This window comes from Sphingopyxis sp. LC81, assembly GCF_000756375.1.
Classification (GTDB): domain Bacteria; phylum Pseudomonadota; class Alphaproteobacteria; order Sphingomonadales; family Sphingomonadaceae; genus Sphingopyxis.
In genome coordinates, this window is record NZ_JNFD01000001.1 from 50,265 (window position 1) to 64,591 (window position 14,327).

Annotated in this window: 13 protein-coding genes; 4 read left to right on the plus strand and 9 right to left on the minus strand. The window is 64.7% G+C overall.

Annotated features, from left to right (window positions below; genetic code table 11):
• Window positions 1-14: 14 nt before the first annotated feature.
• Both FG91_RS00235 and FG91_RS00240 read left to right on the plus strand, forming a co-directional pair.
• A complete protein-coding gene (locus FG91_RS00235; protein ID WP_037510997.1) occupies window positions 15-923 on the plus strand; it encodes a fumarylacetoacetate hydrolase family protein in 909 nt (302 codons plus the stop codon).
• Window positions 924-934: 11 nt separating this feature from the next.
• Window positions 935-1,687, plus strand: coding sequence for a maleate cis-trans isomerase family protein (locus FG91_RS00240; RefSeq protein WP_037510372.1), 753 nt, complete (start codon window positions 935-937; stop codon window positions 1,685-1,687).
• Here the strand turns inward: FG91_RS00240 and FG91_RS00245 are convergent.
• The 5 genes from FG91_RS00245 to FG91_RS00265 all read right to left on the minus strand — a co-directional run bounded on the left by FG91_RS00245 (window position 1,681) and on the right by FG91_RS00265 (window position 6,512).
• Window positions 1,681-2,937 carry a dicarboxylate/amino acid:cation symporter gene (locus tag FG91_RS00245; RefSeq protein ID WP_161785603.1) on the minus strand — a complete coding sequence of 419 codons (1,257 nt, stop codon included), beginning with the start codon at window positions 2,935-2,937 and terminating at the stop codon, window positions 1,681-1,683. The two genes, FG91_RS00240 and FG91_RS00245, sit on opposite strands and share 7 nt — an antisense overlap.
• A gap of 80 nt (window positions 2,938-3,017) precedes the next feature.
• Window positions 3,018-3,788: an ABC transporter ATP-binding protein gene (locus FG91_RS00250; protein WP_037510375.1), complete on the minus strand. Its 771-nt coding sequence runs from the start codon at window positions 3,786-3,788 to the stop codon at window positions 3,018-3,020.
• Between the two features lie 11 nt (window positions 3,789-3,799).
• Entirely contained in the window at window positions 3,800-4,645 is an 846-nt protein-coding gene (locus FG91_RS00255; protein WP_081940338.1) for an ABC transporter permease, read from the minus strand.
• Window positions 4,642-5,625, minus strand: a complete 984-nt coding sequence (locus tag FG91_RS00260) for an aliphatic sulfonate ABC transporter substrate-binding protein (RefSeq protein WP_052187169.1) — start codon at window positions 5,623-5,625, stop codon at window positions 4,642-4,644. The genes FG91_RS00255 and FG91_RS00260 overlap by 4 nt, the downstream gene beginning before the upstream one ends.
• A 14-nt stretch (window positions 5,626-5,639) precedes the next feature.
• Window positions 5,640-6,512, minus strand: a complete 873-nt coding sequence (locus FG91_RS00265) for a TauD/TfdA dioxygenase family protein (RefSeq protein ID WP_037510377.1) — start codon at window positions 6,510-6,512, stop codon at window positions 5,640-5,642.
• A 708-nt stretch (window positions 6,513-7,220) separates the two neighbouring features.
• On the opposite strand from FG91_RS00265, the gene FG91_RS00270 reads away from it, so the two are divergent.
• A complete protein-coding gene (locus FG91_RS00270) occupies window positions 7,221-7,841 on the plus strand; it encodes a PilZ domain-containing protein (protein ID WP_037510378.1) in 621 nt (206 codons plus the stop codon).
• Window positions 7,842-7,843: 2 nt separating this feature from the next.
• Here FG91_RS00270 and FG91_RS00275 read toward each other — a convergent pair whose 3' ends face one another.
• The 4 genes from FG91_RS00275 to FG91_RS00290 are packed head-to-tail and all read right to left on the minus strand — an operon-like array spanning window position 7,844 to window position 12,100.
• The gene (locus FG91_RS00275) at window positions 7,844-8,485 is read right to left on the minus strand and encodes an FABP family protein (protein WP_037510380.1); all 642 of its coding nucleotides are present in this window, start codon (window positions 8,483-8,485) and stop codon (window positions 7,844-7,846) included.
• Window positions 8,486-8,505: 20 nt separating this feature from the next.
• Window positions 8,506-9,357, minus strand: coding sequence for an N-carbamoylputrescine amidase (aguB, locus tag FG91_RS00280; RefSeq protein ID WP_037510381.1), 852 nt, complete (start codon window positions 9,355-9,357; stop codon window positions 8,506-8,508).
• Between the two features lie 57 nt (window positions 9,358-9,414).
• Window positions 9,415-10,398, minus strand: a complete 984-nt coding sequence (locus FG91_RS00285; protein ID WP_037510383.1) for an agmatine deiminase family protein — start codon at window positions 10,396-10,398, stop codon at window positions 9,415-9,417.
• Window positions 10,399-10,417: 19 nt separating this feature from the next.
• Window positions 10,418-12,100 carry a M28 family metallopeptidase gene (locus FG91_RS00290; RefSeq protein WP_037510384.1) on the minus strand — a complete coding sequence of 561 codons (1,683 nt, stop codon included), beginning with the start codon at window positions 12,098-12,100 and terminating at the stop codon, window positions 10,418-10,420.
• 198 nt (window positions 12,101-12,298) lie between these two features.
• Between FG91_RS00290 and FG91_RS00295 the strand changes: the two genes are divergently transcribed.
• Window positions 12,299-14,272, plus strand: a complete 1,974-nt coding sequence (locus FG91_RS00295; protein ID WP_052187170.1) for an alpha/beta hydrolase family protein — start codon at window positions 12,299-12,301, stop codon at window positions 14,270-14,272.
• The last annotated feature ends 55 nt before the right edge of the window (window positions 14,273-14,327 follow it).

Here is a 14,327-nt window from a genome sequence, read left to right on the forward strand (position 1 = left end):
AGACAGGACAGAATATGCGTTTCGTGACTTATCGCACGGTCGAGACCGAACCGCGGCTCGGCCTTCTTCATGGCGGCCTCGTGATTGACGTCGAATATTTCGGCGACGCGATCGGGCAGGATCTGCCGTCGACGATGCTCGATTTCATCGATCTCGGCCCGGTCGCGCTGCGCTTCCTGCAGGAAGCCGTCGCGGCGGCTACGACCGCCGATCTGGTCGGCACCTCGCTTCCCGAGGGCAATGTGACCTTGCTCGCGCCGATCCCGCGGCCGCGCAAGAATATCTTCGGGATCGGTCTCAATTACACCGAGCATGTCGCTGAATCGGCGCGTTCGCTCGACACGTCGAATGAGCTGCCGCAGCAGCCGGTAATCTTCTCGAAGCCGCCGACCGCGGTTGTCGCGTGGAACGATCCGATCCGTCACAATGCCAAGGTTACACAGCAGCTCGACTGGGAAACCGAACTCGCGGTGATCATTGGCAGCACCGCGCGCCACGTCGCCGAGAGTGACGCGTTGAACCATGTGTTCGGCTATACGGTGATCAACGACGTGTCGGCGCGCGACTGCCGCCGCGCCGGGCAGTGGATCGTGTCGAAGGGGCAGGACAGTTTCGCCCCGATGGGCCCGTGCATCGTCACCGCCGACGAGATCGGCGATCCGCACAACCTCAACATCCTGACCCATGTGAACGGGGTTGAGAAACAGAACAGCAACACGCGCTTCATGTTGTTCAATATCAACCAGTTGATCGCCGACATTTCGAGCGTGATGACGCTGGAACCCGGCGACATCATCGCGACGGGCACACCCGCGGGCGTCGGCGCCGGGCGAAACCCGCAGGAGTTCATGTGGCCGGGCGACGTCGTCGAATGCACCGTCGAGGGGATCGGCACGCTGCGCAACCCGATCGTCGCGGTCTGAGGGGGCGGGGTATGACCAGACTTATCCGCATCGGGCAGATCGTGCCCAGCTCGAACGTCACGATGGAGACCGAGATCCCCGCGCTGCTCCGTGCGCGTGAAGGCATCGCGCCCGAACGCTTTACCTTTCATTCGTCGCGGATGCGGATGAAGAAGGTGACGAAGGAAGAACTCGCGGCGATGGACGCCGATTCCGATCGCTGCGCGCTCGAACTGTCCGACGCCGCGGTCGATGTGCTCGGCTATGCCTGCCTCGTCGCGATTATGAGCATGGGCGAGGGCTATCATCGCGTGTCCGAGGCACGGCTGCACCAGCGCACGGTCGAGAACGGCCGCGCTGCGCCCGTCGTCACCAGCGCCGGTGCGTTGATCGAAGGTCTCAACACGCTAGGCGCGAAGCGCATCGCGCTCGTCGCGCCCTATATGAAGCCGCTGACGCAGATGGTCGTGTCCTACATTCAGAATGAAGGCGTCGAGGTAAGCGATTGGCTTGCGCTCGAAATCCCCGACAATCTGGAGGTCGCGGCGCAGGATCCGGCGAACCTGCTCGACCACTACAAGCGTCTCGATCTGACCGGAATTGATGCGCTCGTGCTGTCGGCGTGCGTCCAGATGCCGTCGCTTCCCTCGGTGCAGAAGATCGAGGATGCGATCGGCTTGCCCGTCGTATCGGCGGCGATCTGCACCGCGCACCAGATGCTCACGCGCCTGGGGCTGCCGACCGAGGTTCCGGGCGCCGGGGCTTTGCTGTCCGGCCGCTATTGATCGACCGCGACGGGCGGCGCGATTGCCGCCGCGGCGGCGACATCGTGTGTCACATTGGCGACCGTGCGGACCATGTCGGGGATGACGTCGATCGCGAGCAGGATCGGCAGCAATTCGATCGGCGCGCCAATTGCGATCGCGGTCGGCGCCACCGACGCATAGAAGCTGATCTGCCCCGGCATCCCGAGGATCGCCAGCGACGACAGCACCGCGAGCGGCAAGGCCACCGCGAGCTGTAGCGGTGACACTTCGACCCCCACCATCCACGCGAGCGCCAGCGCCATCATCACGGTGTTCGACGGGGCGGTGATCTTGAACGTCGCGACCGCCATCGGCAGGATCGCCGCGGCATTGCGTTCCTCGATACCGATGCGGTCGGCGCTCACCATCATCGCGGGCAGCGTCGCGATCGACGATTGGGTGCTCGCCGCGATGGCCTGCGCCGGCGCTATCGCGCGGGCAAAACGCCCGAGTGGGACGCCTCCCGCGAAGCGTGCGATGGCATAGCCGAGGACGATCAGCACCAGCGTCACGGCAATCGAGATCGCGAGATATTGGGCGAGGATTGCGAGCACCGCGGTCCCCACGGTGGCGCCGATCGCCAGCGCGAGCGCAAAGATACCGATGGGCGCGACGCGCAGCACCCAGCCGACGACGACGATCATCGCGTCGGCGAGCCCGCGCAGCGGCTGGATCACCGCCTCGGCGCGGTCGCGGTCGATCTTGCCGACCGCGAGCCCGAGTATGAGCGCGAAGATGACCAGCGGCAGCACCGCGCCTTCGGCGGCCGACGCGACGACATTGGTTGGGATCATCGCGCGCACTGTCTCGGCCGCGCCGGGGACCGCCGGTGCGGGTGAGGCGGGGAAGAGGCTGCGCAGCGCGGCGATGTCGGCGGGGGCGGTCGTAACCGCGCCGAGCAGCGGCGGGACCATCAGGGCGCCGATGACCGCCGAGACGATCAGCAGGCCGATCAGCACAAGGGGCAGGCGCCGCCCGAGCCGTGCTGCTTCGTGATGGTCGCCCATGCCAAGGCTGGCGACGCCGGTCGCGACGAGCGCGAAGATCAGCGGGACGATCGTCATGCGGAGCCCGTCGAGCCAGATGCCGCCGACCAGCTGCGCCGCCTCGACCACGGGCGAGGATGCCGCGATGAAGGTGCCGATCGTAAAGCCGACGACGAGCGCGACGATCATCCAGCCCGATCCGGGCATGCGCGTGGCCCAGGCCCGTGCGCGCGAAATTACCATGAGTCCAAATCCCCCTGACCCCAGCATGCCGATGCATGCCGGGGCGGTCAAAGCCTTTGCTGTGGTTCGCTGATGGCGGGCTAATGCGCCTGCGGTACGCCCAGTTCCGCGAGCAAAGTATCGCGCAGCGCGTCGAATTCCTCGCCGCCGGCGCGGCGCGGGTGCGGCAGGCGGACGCGCGTGTCGAAGCCGATCCGCCCTTCTTTCAGCACGAGGATGCGGTCGGCGAGCAGGATCGCTTCCTCGACATCGTGCGTGACGAGCAAAGTTGCGGGGCCGTGCGCCTGGCACAGCTCGCCGATCAGCCGCTGCATCTTGAGCCGCGTCAGCGCATCGAGCGCGGCGAAAGGCTCGTCGAGCAGCAGCAGCCGCGGTTCGCGTACCAGCGCGCGCGCGAGCGCCGCACGCTGCGCCTCGCCGCCCGACAGCGTCGCGGGCCAGGCGTCGGTGCGATGGTCGAGCCCAACCTCGGCGAGCGCCGCGATGGCACGCTCGCGCGATGCGTTTTTGCCGGGCAGGCCTATCACGACATTCTTCCACACGCTCTTCGACTGGACGAGGCGCGGTTCCTGGAACACCACGGTGCGCGCCTCCGGCACCCATGCTTCGCCGCCGTCGGGCGCGTCGAGCCCGGCGAGGATGCGCAGCAGGGTCGTCTTGCCGCTGCCCGACGCGCCGAGCAGCGCGACGAATTCGCCGCTGTGGATCGTCAGGTTCAGGCTGTCGAGGACACTATTGCCGGTGAAATTGCGGCTCACCTCGCTGACCTCGACTGCGACCGGGCGGTGCGAAAAATCGGGAGCGGCAACGCGTTCGGCGGCGGCGAAATCGATCGAAAGGACGGCGGTCATCGATATGTCTCCTATCGGATGGCGATGCCCGCGCGCCACGGCATGAACAGCCGTTCGAGCGAGCGGACGATCAGGTCGGCGCTAAGGCCGAGCACGGCGTAGATGGCGATGCAGATCAGGATGACGTCGACCTGCTGGTACAGTTGCGCGCTGTTGAGCAAATAGCCGAGCCCGGCCGAGGCGTTGATCTGCTCGGCGGCGATCAGCACGAGCACCGAGACGCCGAGTGCGAAGCGCAGCCCGGTGAAGATCTGCGGCAGCGCGAGCGGCAGCACGACCTCGAGGATCAGGCGGCGGCCGCCGAGGCCGAAGCTGCGCATCGCCTCGATCACCTTGCGGTCGACGTTGCGCACCCCTGCATAGGTGTTGAGATACATCGGGAACATCGTCGCGAGCGCGATGAGGAGAAGCTTCGGCGCCTCGCCGATCCCGAACCAGACGATGAACAGCGGCACGAGCGCGAGGAAGGGGATGGTGCGCAGCATCTGGAGCAACGCGTCGAACATTTCCTCGCCGAGTTTCGAAAGGCCCGCGATCGTGCCGAGGATCAGCCCGAAGGCGATGCCGACCGCGCCGCCGACGAGCGCGCGGGTGAGCGAGGTCGCAATCTGCGACGCGAGCGCCTGTTCGGTCCAGAGCTGCTGCCACCCCGCAACAAGCCCGGCGGGTGAGGGGAGGATCGACGGATCGATCCACCCCGCACTCGTCGAGATCGCCCACAGCGCGACGATGATCAGCGGACCCGCCGCGCGGCGCGCGACGGAGAAGCGCTCGGAGCGGCCCGCCGTCTTGCGTACGATCGGCTGGACGAGCCGGCCGGGATCGCCCGCGAGCGCGATCGGCGACTGCGCGTTCACTTCGCCGACTCCTGCGCCGCGACGATGTCATCGTAGCGCTTGTCGAAGATTTGCGCCGCGTCGAGCTTTTTGCGGATCAACCCTTCCTTGAAGAAGAGGTCTGCCTCGTCCTGATGCGCCGCGATGATCGCGTCGTCGATCGGCGCATAGCTGGCGGGCGCGCGCGTGATGATCTTTTCCGCGACCGCCGCATCGACATTATAGCGTTTGGCGAGTGCTGGTGCGGCCTTGGCCGGGTTCTCACGCTGCCAGCGCGTCGCGCGCGCCGCGCGTGCGACCAGATCGCCGATCGCCTTCGCCTTCACCGGATCGGCGAGCGCGGCGTCGGAGGCCACCAGATAGAAGAAGCCCGGCGTGTTCGGCGGCGCCCCGCTCGCGAGCACGCGCACTTTCCCGGCGTCGAGCGCCTGCGTCAGATAGGGCTCGCCGATCGTGATCGCATCGGCCGATCCCTTGTCGAGCAGCCCGGTGCCGAAACCCGTCGCCTGCACCGTCTTGATGTCCTTCAGCGACAGGCCCTGCTTGTCGAGCAGGCGCGCGACGAAATAGTGCAGCACCGTGCCCTTCATGAACGACACCGATTTGCCCTTGAGGTCGGCGATGCTCCGGATCGGGGAATCGGGTTTGACGACGAGTGCATAGGGCGAGCCGCCGCCTGCGACCGTCTTGCTCACCGCGACGACCTTCACCGGGCTGCCCGCGGCCTGCGCAAAGATCAGCGGTGTTTCGGCCATCCAGCCGACATCGAGCGACCCGCCCGTCTGCGCCGCAATGATCGGCGGGCCGCCGACGAAATTGGCCCATTCGATTTTGTAGCCAGTCGGCGCGCCTTCGCCCGACACGTCGAGCGAGGATTTCAGCGCGTGGAGCTGGTCGCCGATCTTGAGCGTCTTGCCGCTATCGGGCGCAGCGCCGCACGCCGCGAGCGACAGGAAGGCACCGGCGGCGAGCGTGCGAAAGGGCGTGAGGGAGAGTTTCATCCGCTGAGTTCCGGTCAGGCGGCGTTCGGGCCGACGGGGCGGTCGCCGACGATCGTCACGCGCTCCATATGGCGTGCTTCGCTATAGTCGGGGACGGCGTAATGCTGCGTCGCGCGATTGTCCCAGAAGGCGATCGAGCCCGGTTGCCAGCTCCAGCGCACCTGGAATTCGGGACGCTTGACCTGGTCGAACAGCCGCGCGAGCAGCGCCTTGCTCTCGTCCTCGGGCAGCCCGACGATATGTCGCGTGAACACCGAATTGACGTAGAGGACCTTCTCGCCCGTTTCGGGATGGATACGCACGACCGGATGCTCGACCGGCGGGTAACTGGCGCGCAGCGCGTCCTTCTTCTCCTCGGTGTCGAGGAACTGGATGAAGATGCTCGGGTCGTGGATCGCGGTGAGGCCGTCGATCCGTGCCTTCGTTTCCTCGTCGAGCGTCTCATAAGCGGCGACGGCGTTGGCGAAAACCGTATCGCCGCCGAGCGAGGGCGAGATGCGCTGGATCAGGATCGACGCCGCCGAAGGTTCGGTGCGGAAGGTCGTGTCGGCGTGCCAGTTGCTGTCGGTTGACTGACGATATTTGCCTTTCAGCTCCTGCGAGATCAGCGGCAGTATCTGCGGATAATCGGGCAGCGAGAAAACCGGATGCTCCTCAAGGTCGCCAAATGCGGCACCGAGCGCGATATGCTGTTCGCGCGTCAGATTCTGGTCGCGGAAAAACAGCACGCGATACTGGAGCAGCGCGGCGCGCAGCGCGTCATAGGTCGGACGGTCGAGCGGCTTCGCGAGGTCGATGCCGCTGATCAACGCGCCGAGGCTCGGTTGCAGCGGGGTGACATCAAACAGCTTGGTTTCCGTGGAGCGGTCGAGGGTCTGGAGGGTCATCTGGCTAATCCTTGGATGGCGGCCGAAACGGCGCAAGAAAGGGAGTGCAGCCGCGGCAACGGCACACGAAACGGGGGCGGCGACAAATGGCGCCGGAAAAAGGGGAGGGGCTAGCCGCCTCTGCGGGCGGCAGGTGGCTCGGTGCGGTGCCTTCCGGCACGTCTAGGGTTGTTTCGGAGGATGTGCATCGTATCGCCTCATGCCTTGCAGAGGGGAACACGATACCTGGCGCTGTCGCCTGAGCATCGCGCGCTTTAGCTGTTGGTAACGCGGAGCAAGCTGCTTCCCGGTCAAAAGCCGCGGATCCCGGGAAAACGCCCATGCCGGTCGGGATCAAACCGGCAACTCAACTTGATCGGTAGAGATGTCGCCGTCAAGCGTAGTTTCGCTTTCATGCCGCAAAGCATCGCTCGGTCGGGCCGGCCCCGCGTGCGGATGCAAATGGCTGGTGCCGAGCCGTCATTTTGGCACTTAATCCCCGCGCGCACGCACCGTAAATTGTGTAAAATACGAATGCTTCGCTATCGAACGACCAGCCGGGCCGCGCGCTTTCGCATTTTTATGACCGGTGTGATGTTCGCTATGGTCGGCACTATGATTGAATTATAAGATTAATTCTAGTAATGCGGTGTGGTGGGGAATGTGTATTTTGCAGTATAGACAGGAAGTCATGCTTCCGTTCGGTGCTGTTTCGATAAGGTAGATAATATGAACCAGCGTCGCCTCTCCGATCCGGTAGAGGAGCAGGGAAAAGCGGCCGACACGGATCGTCGTGGCGGCGACCGATATCGCACGGTCTGGCGGATCGCGAAGGTGATGCGCAATGGCGATGCGGGCTTGTGGCGCGTGCGTAATATTTCAGACAAGGGCATGATGCTGGCGGCCGACGTTCCGATCGGGATCGGTGAAAAGCTGGAGATTGCGCTTTCGGATACGGTTGTGATCCGCGGCGAAGTCGTCTGGTCCGACGGCGGCCGGTGCGGCGTGTCGTTCGACAAGGAAGTCGATGTCGCCGATGTGCTGAAGCAATTGGCGGCCGAACAACGCGCCACCGGCTATCGCCAGCCGCGCCTGCCCGTGAGCACGCAGGCGCAGGCGGTCACCGACGAAAGCTCGACGAGCATCGAACTGGTCGATTTGTCGCAGAATGGCGCCGGTTTCATCCACGACGGTCATCTGGAAGTCGGCAAGGAACTCGACCTGATACTCGCGGGTGGGGTCAAGCGCCGCGCGATCGTCCGCTGGTCGCGCGCGGGGCGCGGCGGCCTGTGGCTGACCCAGCCGCTCGACCGCGCAGACCTCGAAAGCATCCGCCGCTTCGAAAGCTGACCTTAGCCTCCGCGGGCGATCTTTGCCCAGGGGTTGAGGTCGGGCTCGGCGATCTTCGCCAGCGTGTTGCGGTCGCGGTGGAGGAAAGGCTCGTCCTGGCCTTTGACGATCAGCGTCGTGTCCGAAACATAGCTCCACGTGCCGTCGTCATGGAAATCGACCGTAATCTGATAGCTGTCGGTCCGAAAGGCGAGCTCGAGGAAGGTCGTCGAACAAATGCCATAGTCGGTTTGGCCGCGCGTCGCTTTCAGTACCAACTGCTTTGCATCGGGCTCGGCATGTCCAGCGGCAATCGCGATCTGGCCGCGCGGGATCGCCAGCGTCTGCAGGATCAGGCCGGTCCCGGGCTCGTAGAGCCAGTAACCGACCTGGTCGTGGAAGGCGATGTCCTCTTCGCGCGTGTTGACGTGCAGATGATAGCGCAGCCCATAGAAGAGCTGCGGCCCGTTCGCCTGCGGGTCGATCGGCTGCATCTCGATCCGCTCATAATATTCGCGCGTCTCGGGGCCGTCGGCCTTGGGGTTGATATCGACCCCGCGCTGTCCCTCCCAAATGCCGGCGAGGCGGCGGAGCGGGCCGAGGTTCGCAAGCGTCTCGGGATCGACGTCTTCAGACTCGGTGAAAATGTCGTCGGGTAATTCCATGCTTCGCCCCCGCTTTATTGTCAGATATCCTCGACGAGCCGCCCATAAAGCTGCGGCCGGCGGTCGCGAAAAAAGCCCATGCCGGCGCGGTGCTTCGCCGCGCGGTCGAGGTCGATCGTCGCGACCAGCACGCCGGTTTCACTGGCGCCATATTCGTGGGTCAGGTCGCCCCATTCGTCGCTGATAAAGCTGTGGCCATAAAAGTTCGCGTCGCCCTCGGTCCCGATGCGGTTCGACGCGATCACCGGCATGCAGTTCGACACGCTGTGCCCCTGCATCGCACGGCGCCACATGCGGCTGGTGTCGAGGTCGGCGTCATAGGGCTCCGACCCGATCGCGGTCGGGTAGAAAAGCAGCTCGGCGCCCATCAGCGCCATCGCGCGCGCGCATTCGGGATACCATTGGTCCCAGCACACGCCGACGCCGATGCGGGTGCCGAAGACGTCCCAGGTCTTGAAGCCGGTGTTGCCGGGGCGGAAATAATATTTTTCCTCATAGCCGGGGCCGTCGGGGATGTGGCTCTTGCGATACGTCCCCATGATTGCCCCGTCGGGGCCGATCATTGCGAGCGTGTTATAATAATGCGGCCCGTCCTTCTCGAAATAGCTCGTCGGGATCGCGACCTTCAGCTTCGCGGCGAGCGCCTGCATCGCCACCACGCTCGGATGCTCGGCGGTCGGGCGCGCCGATGCGAACAATTCCTCATCCTCGACCTGGCAAAAATAGGGGCCTTCGAAGAGTTCGGGGGGCAGGATGACCTGCGCGCCCTTCGCGGCCGCTTCCTCGACGAGTGCGGTGACGGCCTCGATATTGGGCTGGACGGGGCCGGGCAGGGGAAGCTGCAGCGCGGCGACGGTGATGGTGCGGGTCATGGGCGGGTCCGTGATGGCTCGAATCGAGCCGGAATATAGGGGGCTTCGCGCTCGATGCTAGGCCGGAAGCTGCTGGCTCGAACAGTGGAAGCTGCCGCCGCCGACGATGATCCCGCGTGCCGGTACACCGACGGTCCGGCGGTCGGGGAACAGCGCGGCGAGCGTATCGACCGCGGCCTGATCGTTCGGAACGCCATAGGTCGGAACGACGACGGTGCTGTTGCCGATGTAGAAGTTCATATAGCTCGCCGCCGCGATCTCGCCGCCCACTTCGACACGGCCGGGCGAGGGCAGGTCGACGATCTCGACCCCGCCGAACGCCGCGGTGCGCGCGCGGGCATCGGCATAGATATGCGCATTGGGGTCATCCTTGCCCGCCGCGACCGGAAGCGCGAGGCGTCCTTCGCCGACGAAGCGCGCCAGATTGTCGACATGGCCGTCGGTATGGTCGCCGACCAGCCCGTTGCCGAGCCACAGCAGCCGGTCGATCCCGAGCGACTGGCGGAGCCGCACCGCGATATCCTCGCGCGTCAGCGTCGGATTGCGGTTGATGTTGAGCAGGCATTCCTCGGTCGTGACGCAGAGGCCCGTGCCGTCGACGTCGATCCCGCCGCCCTCGAGCACCCAGTCCTGATCGTCGACGGGCAGGCCGCTTGCCTGCGCCAGCGCGGCGCCAATCTCCTGATCGCCCGGCATGACGAATTTCTCGCCCCACCAGTTGAATTCGAAATTGCGCGCACGGCGCGCTGCGCCTGTGCCGGCGATGATCGGCCCGGTATCGCGCAGCCAGATGTCGCCGAGTGGTTGCACGAGGATGCGCACGCCCGGATCGACGAGCGCGGCGGCGATATCCGCCTGCCGCGCGTCGTTGACCACCAGCCGTACCTCTTCGCCGCGGCCGCCGTCATGGACGGCGTTGGCGAAGGCGGCGACGTCGCGCCGCCCTTCCTCGATCGCGCCCGCCCACTCTTCGGCGAGGTGTGGGAAGCCGATCCAGACGGCGACGTGCGGCGCCCATTCGGCAGGCATTTTCAGCGTCATGGGCGCGCGCTCTTTCCGCTTACTTTGCGGGACGCGACTTGTCGCGGGCGGCGCGGAATTCATCGCCTTCCACCCAGTTCGGCCACGCGTGGGTCATCGCCAGCATGCGGCCCGCGGCGTAATAGAGGCGGAGGTCGGCGAGCATGCCGTCCCAGTTGGTGATGGCCTCATATTCGTCGCCGGGTGCGTGGTAGCGGTTCTTGGTATAGTCCGCGCGCGCCGCCTTGCCGGCTTCGGTGCCGCCTTCGACCAGATCCTCGCCGCTGCCGAAGTTGAACATCGGCACGCCGAGCTTGGCGAAGCTGAAATGGTCGGAGCGGTAGTAGAAGCCCTTTTCGGGGGTCGGTTCATCGACCACGGTGCGCTTTTCTGCGGTCGCGATCTTGGCGAGATAAGTGTCGAGTTCGGATTTGCCGCGACCGACGACGACGATGTCCTTCGCGGGGCCGATCGGGTTGAGCGAGTCCATGTTCACGCCGCCAACGGTCTGTGCGAGCGGGAAGACGGGATTTTCGGCGTAGAACTTCGACCCGAGCAGCCCCGATTCCTCGGCGGTGACCGCGAGGAACACGACGCTGCGGTCGGGCGCGCCCGCCTTGTGGAATGCCTGTGCCAGCGCCACGAGACCGGCGATGCCGCTCGCATTGTCGACCGCGCCGTTGCAAATGTCGTCGCCGGCAACGGGCGTGCAGCGGCCGAGGTGGTCCCAGTGGCCAGTGTAGAGCACATATTCGTCGGGGCGCTTCGTACCCGGCAGCACGCCGATGACGTTGCGCGACATCTTCTTTGCGATCTGGTTGTCGAAAGCGAACGACGCCTTCACGCCGGCCAGCGCCACGGGCTTGAAGCCCTTCTTGCCCGCGTCGGCACGCAGCTTGTCGAAATCCTGTCCGGCGCTCGCGAAGAGTTCCTTTGCCTTCGGAAGCTGGATCCAGCCGTTCGCGGCGGTCTGGTCGGCTCCGCCATTCTTGCTCTCGGCGAGGTAATTGGTGCCGGTGTTGCTCGATTCGACGACATTCCAGCCATAAGCGGCGGGTTCGGTGTCGTGGACGATCAGCACCGCGGCGGCGCCCTGACGCGCGGCTTCCTCATATTTGTACGACCAGCGGCCATAATAGGTCATCGCGCGGCCGTTGAATTCGCCCTTGGCTTCCTTGGTCTGCCAGTCGGGATCGTTGACGAGGACGACGACGGTCTTCCCCTTCACGTCGAGCCCGGCATAGTCGTTCCAGCCCTTTTCGGGGGCGTTAATGCCGTAACCGACGAACACGACGTCGCTGTCCTTGACCGCGGTCTTGGGCTGGACGCGATAGCTGAACGCGACATAATCCTTCGCATATTGCGCGGTGACCGGCGTCTTGCCGCCGGTGAAGGTGAGCGGCGTCGCATTCTTCGCGGTGATTTCGACCAGCGGCACGTCCTGCGTCCACTTGCCGTTGTTGCCGGGCTTCAGCCCCGCTTCCTCATATTTCTTGATGATATAGGCGACGGTCTTTTCCTCGCCCGGGGTGCCGGGGGCGCGGCCTTCATAGGCATCCGACGACAATTCCTTCGTCACCTCCTGCAAGGTCGTGAGCGACAGTTCGGGGATCTGGACGTCGGGAATGGCGGTGGCCGACGTCGCGGCCTTGTCGGAGCTGTTGCACGCGGCAACGGTCAGGAGAACCGCAACGGCTGCGGTCGTTCGGGGGAAACGAAGCATGGAAATTCCTCGGAAAGTTTCATTTGCGACGAGCGGGCTTGTGCCAGCCGGGGCGCTCCGATGCAAGGCGGGTGGTCGTGGCGGATTTTTTGGCCGAAGCTGCCAGCAAGGTACCAAAGTCACTTGAAAAATTGGCCGCGGTCTTCACCGTGGACCGCCTGAAAAGGGCAACGGGAGGGGCTTTTGTTGAAACTTGATATGATGAGGCGCGGTGCGCTTCCGCTTTGTGCACTGGTCGCGGCTGTGCCTGCGCTTTCGGGCGCCGTTGCGCAGGGGGCCGTGGACAATGCGGCGCGTTTCGGTGCGCTCGAATCGATCCGGGATGTCAGCCTGTCGCCCGATGGCACGCGGATCGCTTTCATCGAAAATGGCGAAAAGTTGATGCGCCGCCTGTTTGTCGTCGATGCGACCGAAGGGGCGACCCCCAAACAGATCTTGTCGAGCAGTGGCGAAGATGGGTTTCTGAGCTGGTGCGGCTGGGTGACGAACGCGCGGCTCGCGTGTCAGACATACCAACGTGACAAGCTGGCGGGTGAGATTGTCGCCGCCAGCAACCTCATTGCGATCGATGCGGCGGGCGGGAATCTCAAATCCCTCAGCAACCGGCGCAGCGCGCGATCGCTCTATGCGGATTTTCGCGGCGGCAGTGTTCTGGACTGGTCGGCGTCGGAAAACGGGTCGCTGCTGATGACGCGAACCTATGTTCCCGAAAACAATACCGGCACATTCATCGCCGGCCGGAGCGAGGGATTGGGCGTCGATCGCGTTGATGCCGCGAACGGAACAAGCAAACGCGTCGAAGCGCCGAACCGCGACGCGATCTATTATCTGTCGGATGGCCACGGGCAGGTCCGCGTGATGGCGACGCAGGGCTATTCGCAAAATAGCGGCCAAATGGACCCGGCCATTCGCTTCCTCTACCGAGGAAAGGGCGACAGCGTCTGGAAGCCTCTGTCCATTTATGACATTGCGAGCGAGCAAGGCTTTAACCCGTTGGCGATCGATCCCGCCACCGACCGCGTCTACGGGCTGCAATCGGTCGAAGGGCGCAAGGCCGTTGTCGCCATGGCGCTGGACGGCAGCGGCGCCGTCACGACCGTTTTCAAACATCCCGAAGTCGATATCGACAATATCGTTCGTGTCGGTCGCAACGGCCGTATCGTCGGGGTTTCCTATGCCACCGACCGTCGTGTTTCGGTGCTCACGGATCCGGCGCTCGCCAAAATGACGGCGGCGCTTTCAAAGGTGCTGGGTGGCAAGCAGATCATGATCGCCGATGCATCGGCCGACGAAAGCCGCTATCTGATCCGGACCAGTTCGGACGTCGACCCCGGCCAATATTTCCTGTTCGATCCGAAGGCGAAGGAACTGCGCCCGTTGCTGGGCGAGCGTGACGCGCTGGCCGAAATGACGCTGTCGCCCGTTCGTCCGGTCACCTATTCCGCCGCCGACGGGGCTATGGTGCCCGCCTATCTGACCCTTCCGCCGGGACGCAATGACGCCAAGGGATTGCCCGCCATCGTGATGCCGCACGGCGGCCCGTCGGCGCGCGACGAGTGGGGTTTCGACTGGATGGCACAATATTTCGCGCAGGCGGGCTTTGCGGTGCTCCAGCCCAATTTCCGCGGATCGTCGGGATATGGCGACGAATGGTATCAGAAGAACGGGTTCAAATCGTGGAAGGCTGCGATGGGCGATGTTACCGACGGGGGGCGCTGGCTGGTTTCCGGGCAGGGGGCCGATCCTGCGAAATTGTCGATCGTGGGCTGGTCCTATGGTGGTTATGCCGCTTTGCAGTCGGGTGTCGTCGCACCCGATCTGTTTCGAGCGATCGTCGCCATCGCCCCTGTCACCGACCTGGAGCAATTGCGCACCGAAGAGGGGGATGCCGGCGGCGGCGCGATCAACGCGCGGTTTATCGGCACCGGTCCACATATTCGCGAAGGATCGCCGGCGCAGAATGCCGGTGCAATCAAGGCACCGGTGCTGATGTTCCACGGCACTTTTGACCAGAATGTCCGCGTCGCGCAGGCACGGACGATGAAACGCGAACTGACGGCGAAGGGCAAGCGCGTCGAGTTGGTGGAATATCCCGAACTGGGCCACAGCCTGGAAACAGGGGAGGCGCGTGCGGACATGCTCCGCAAGATTTCGGCCTTCCTGCCGAAGTGAAACGAAAAGGGGCGGCCCGTTGCCGGACCGCCCCTTTGAATTCGATAGCGAACTC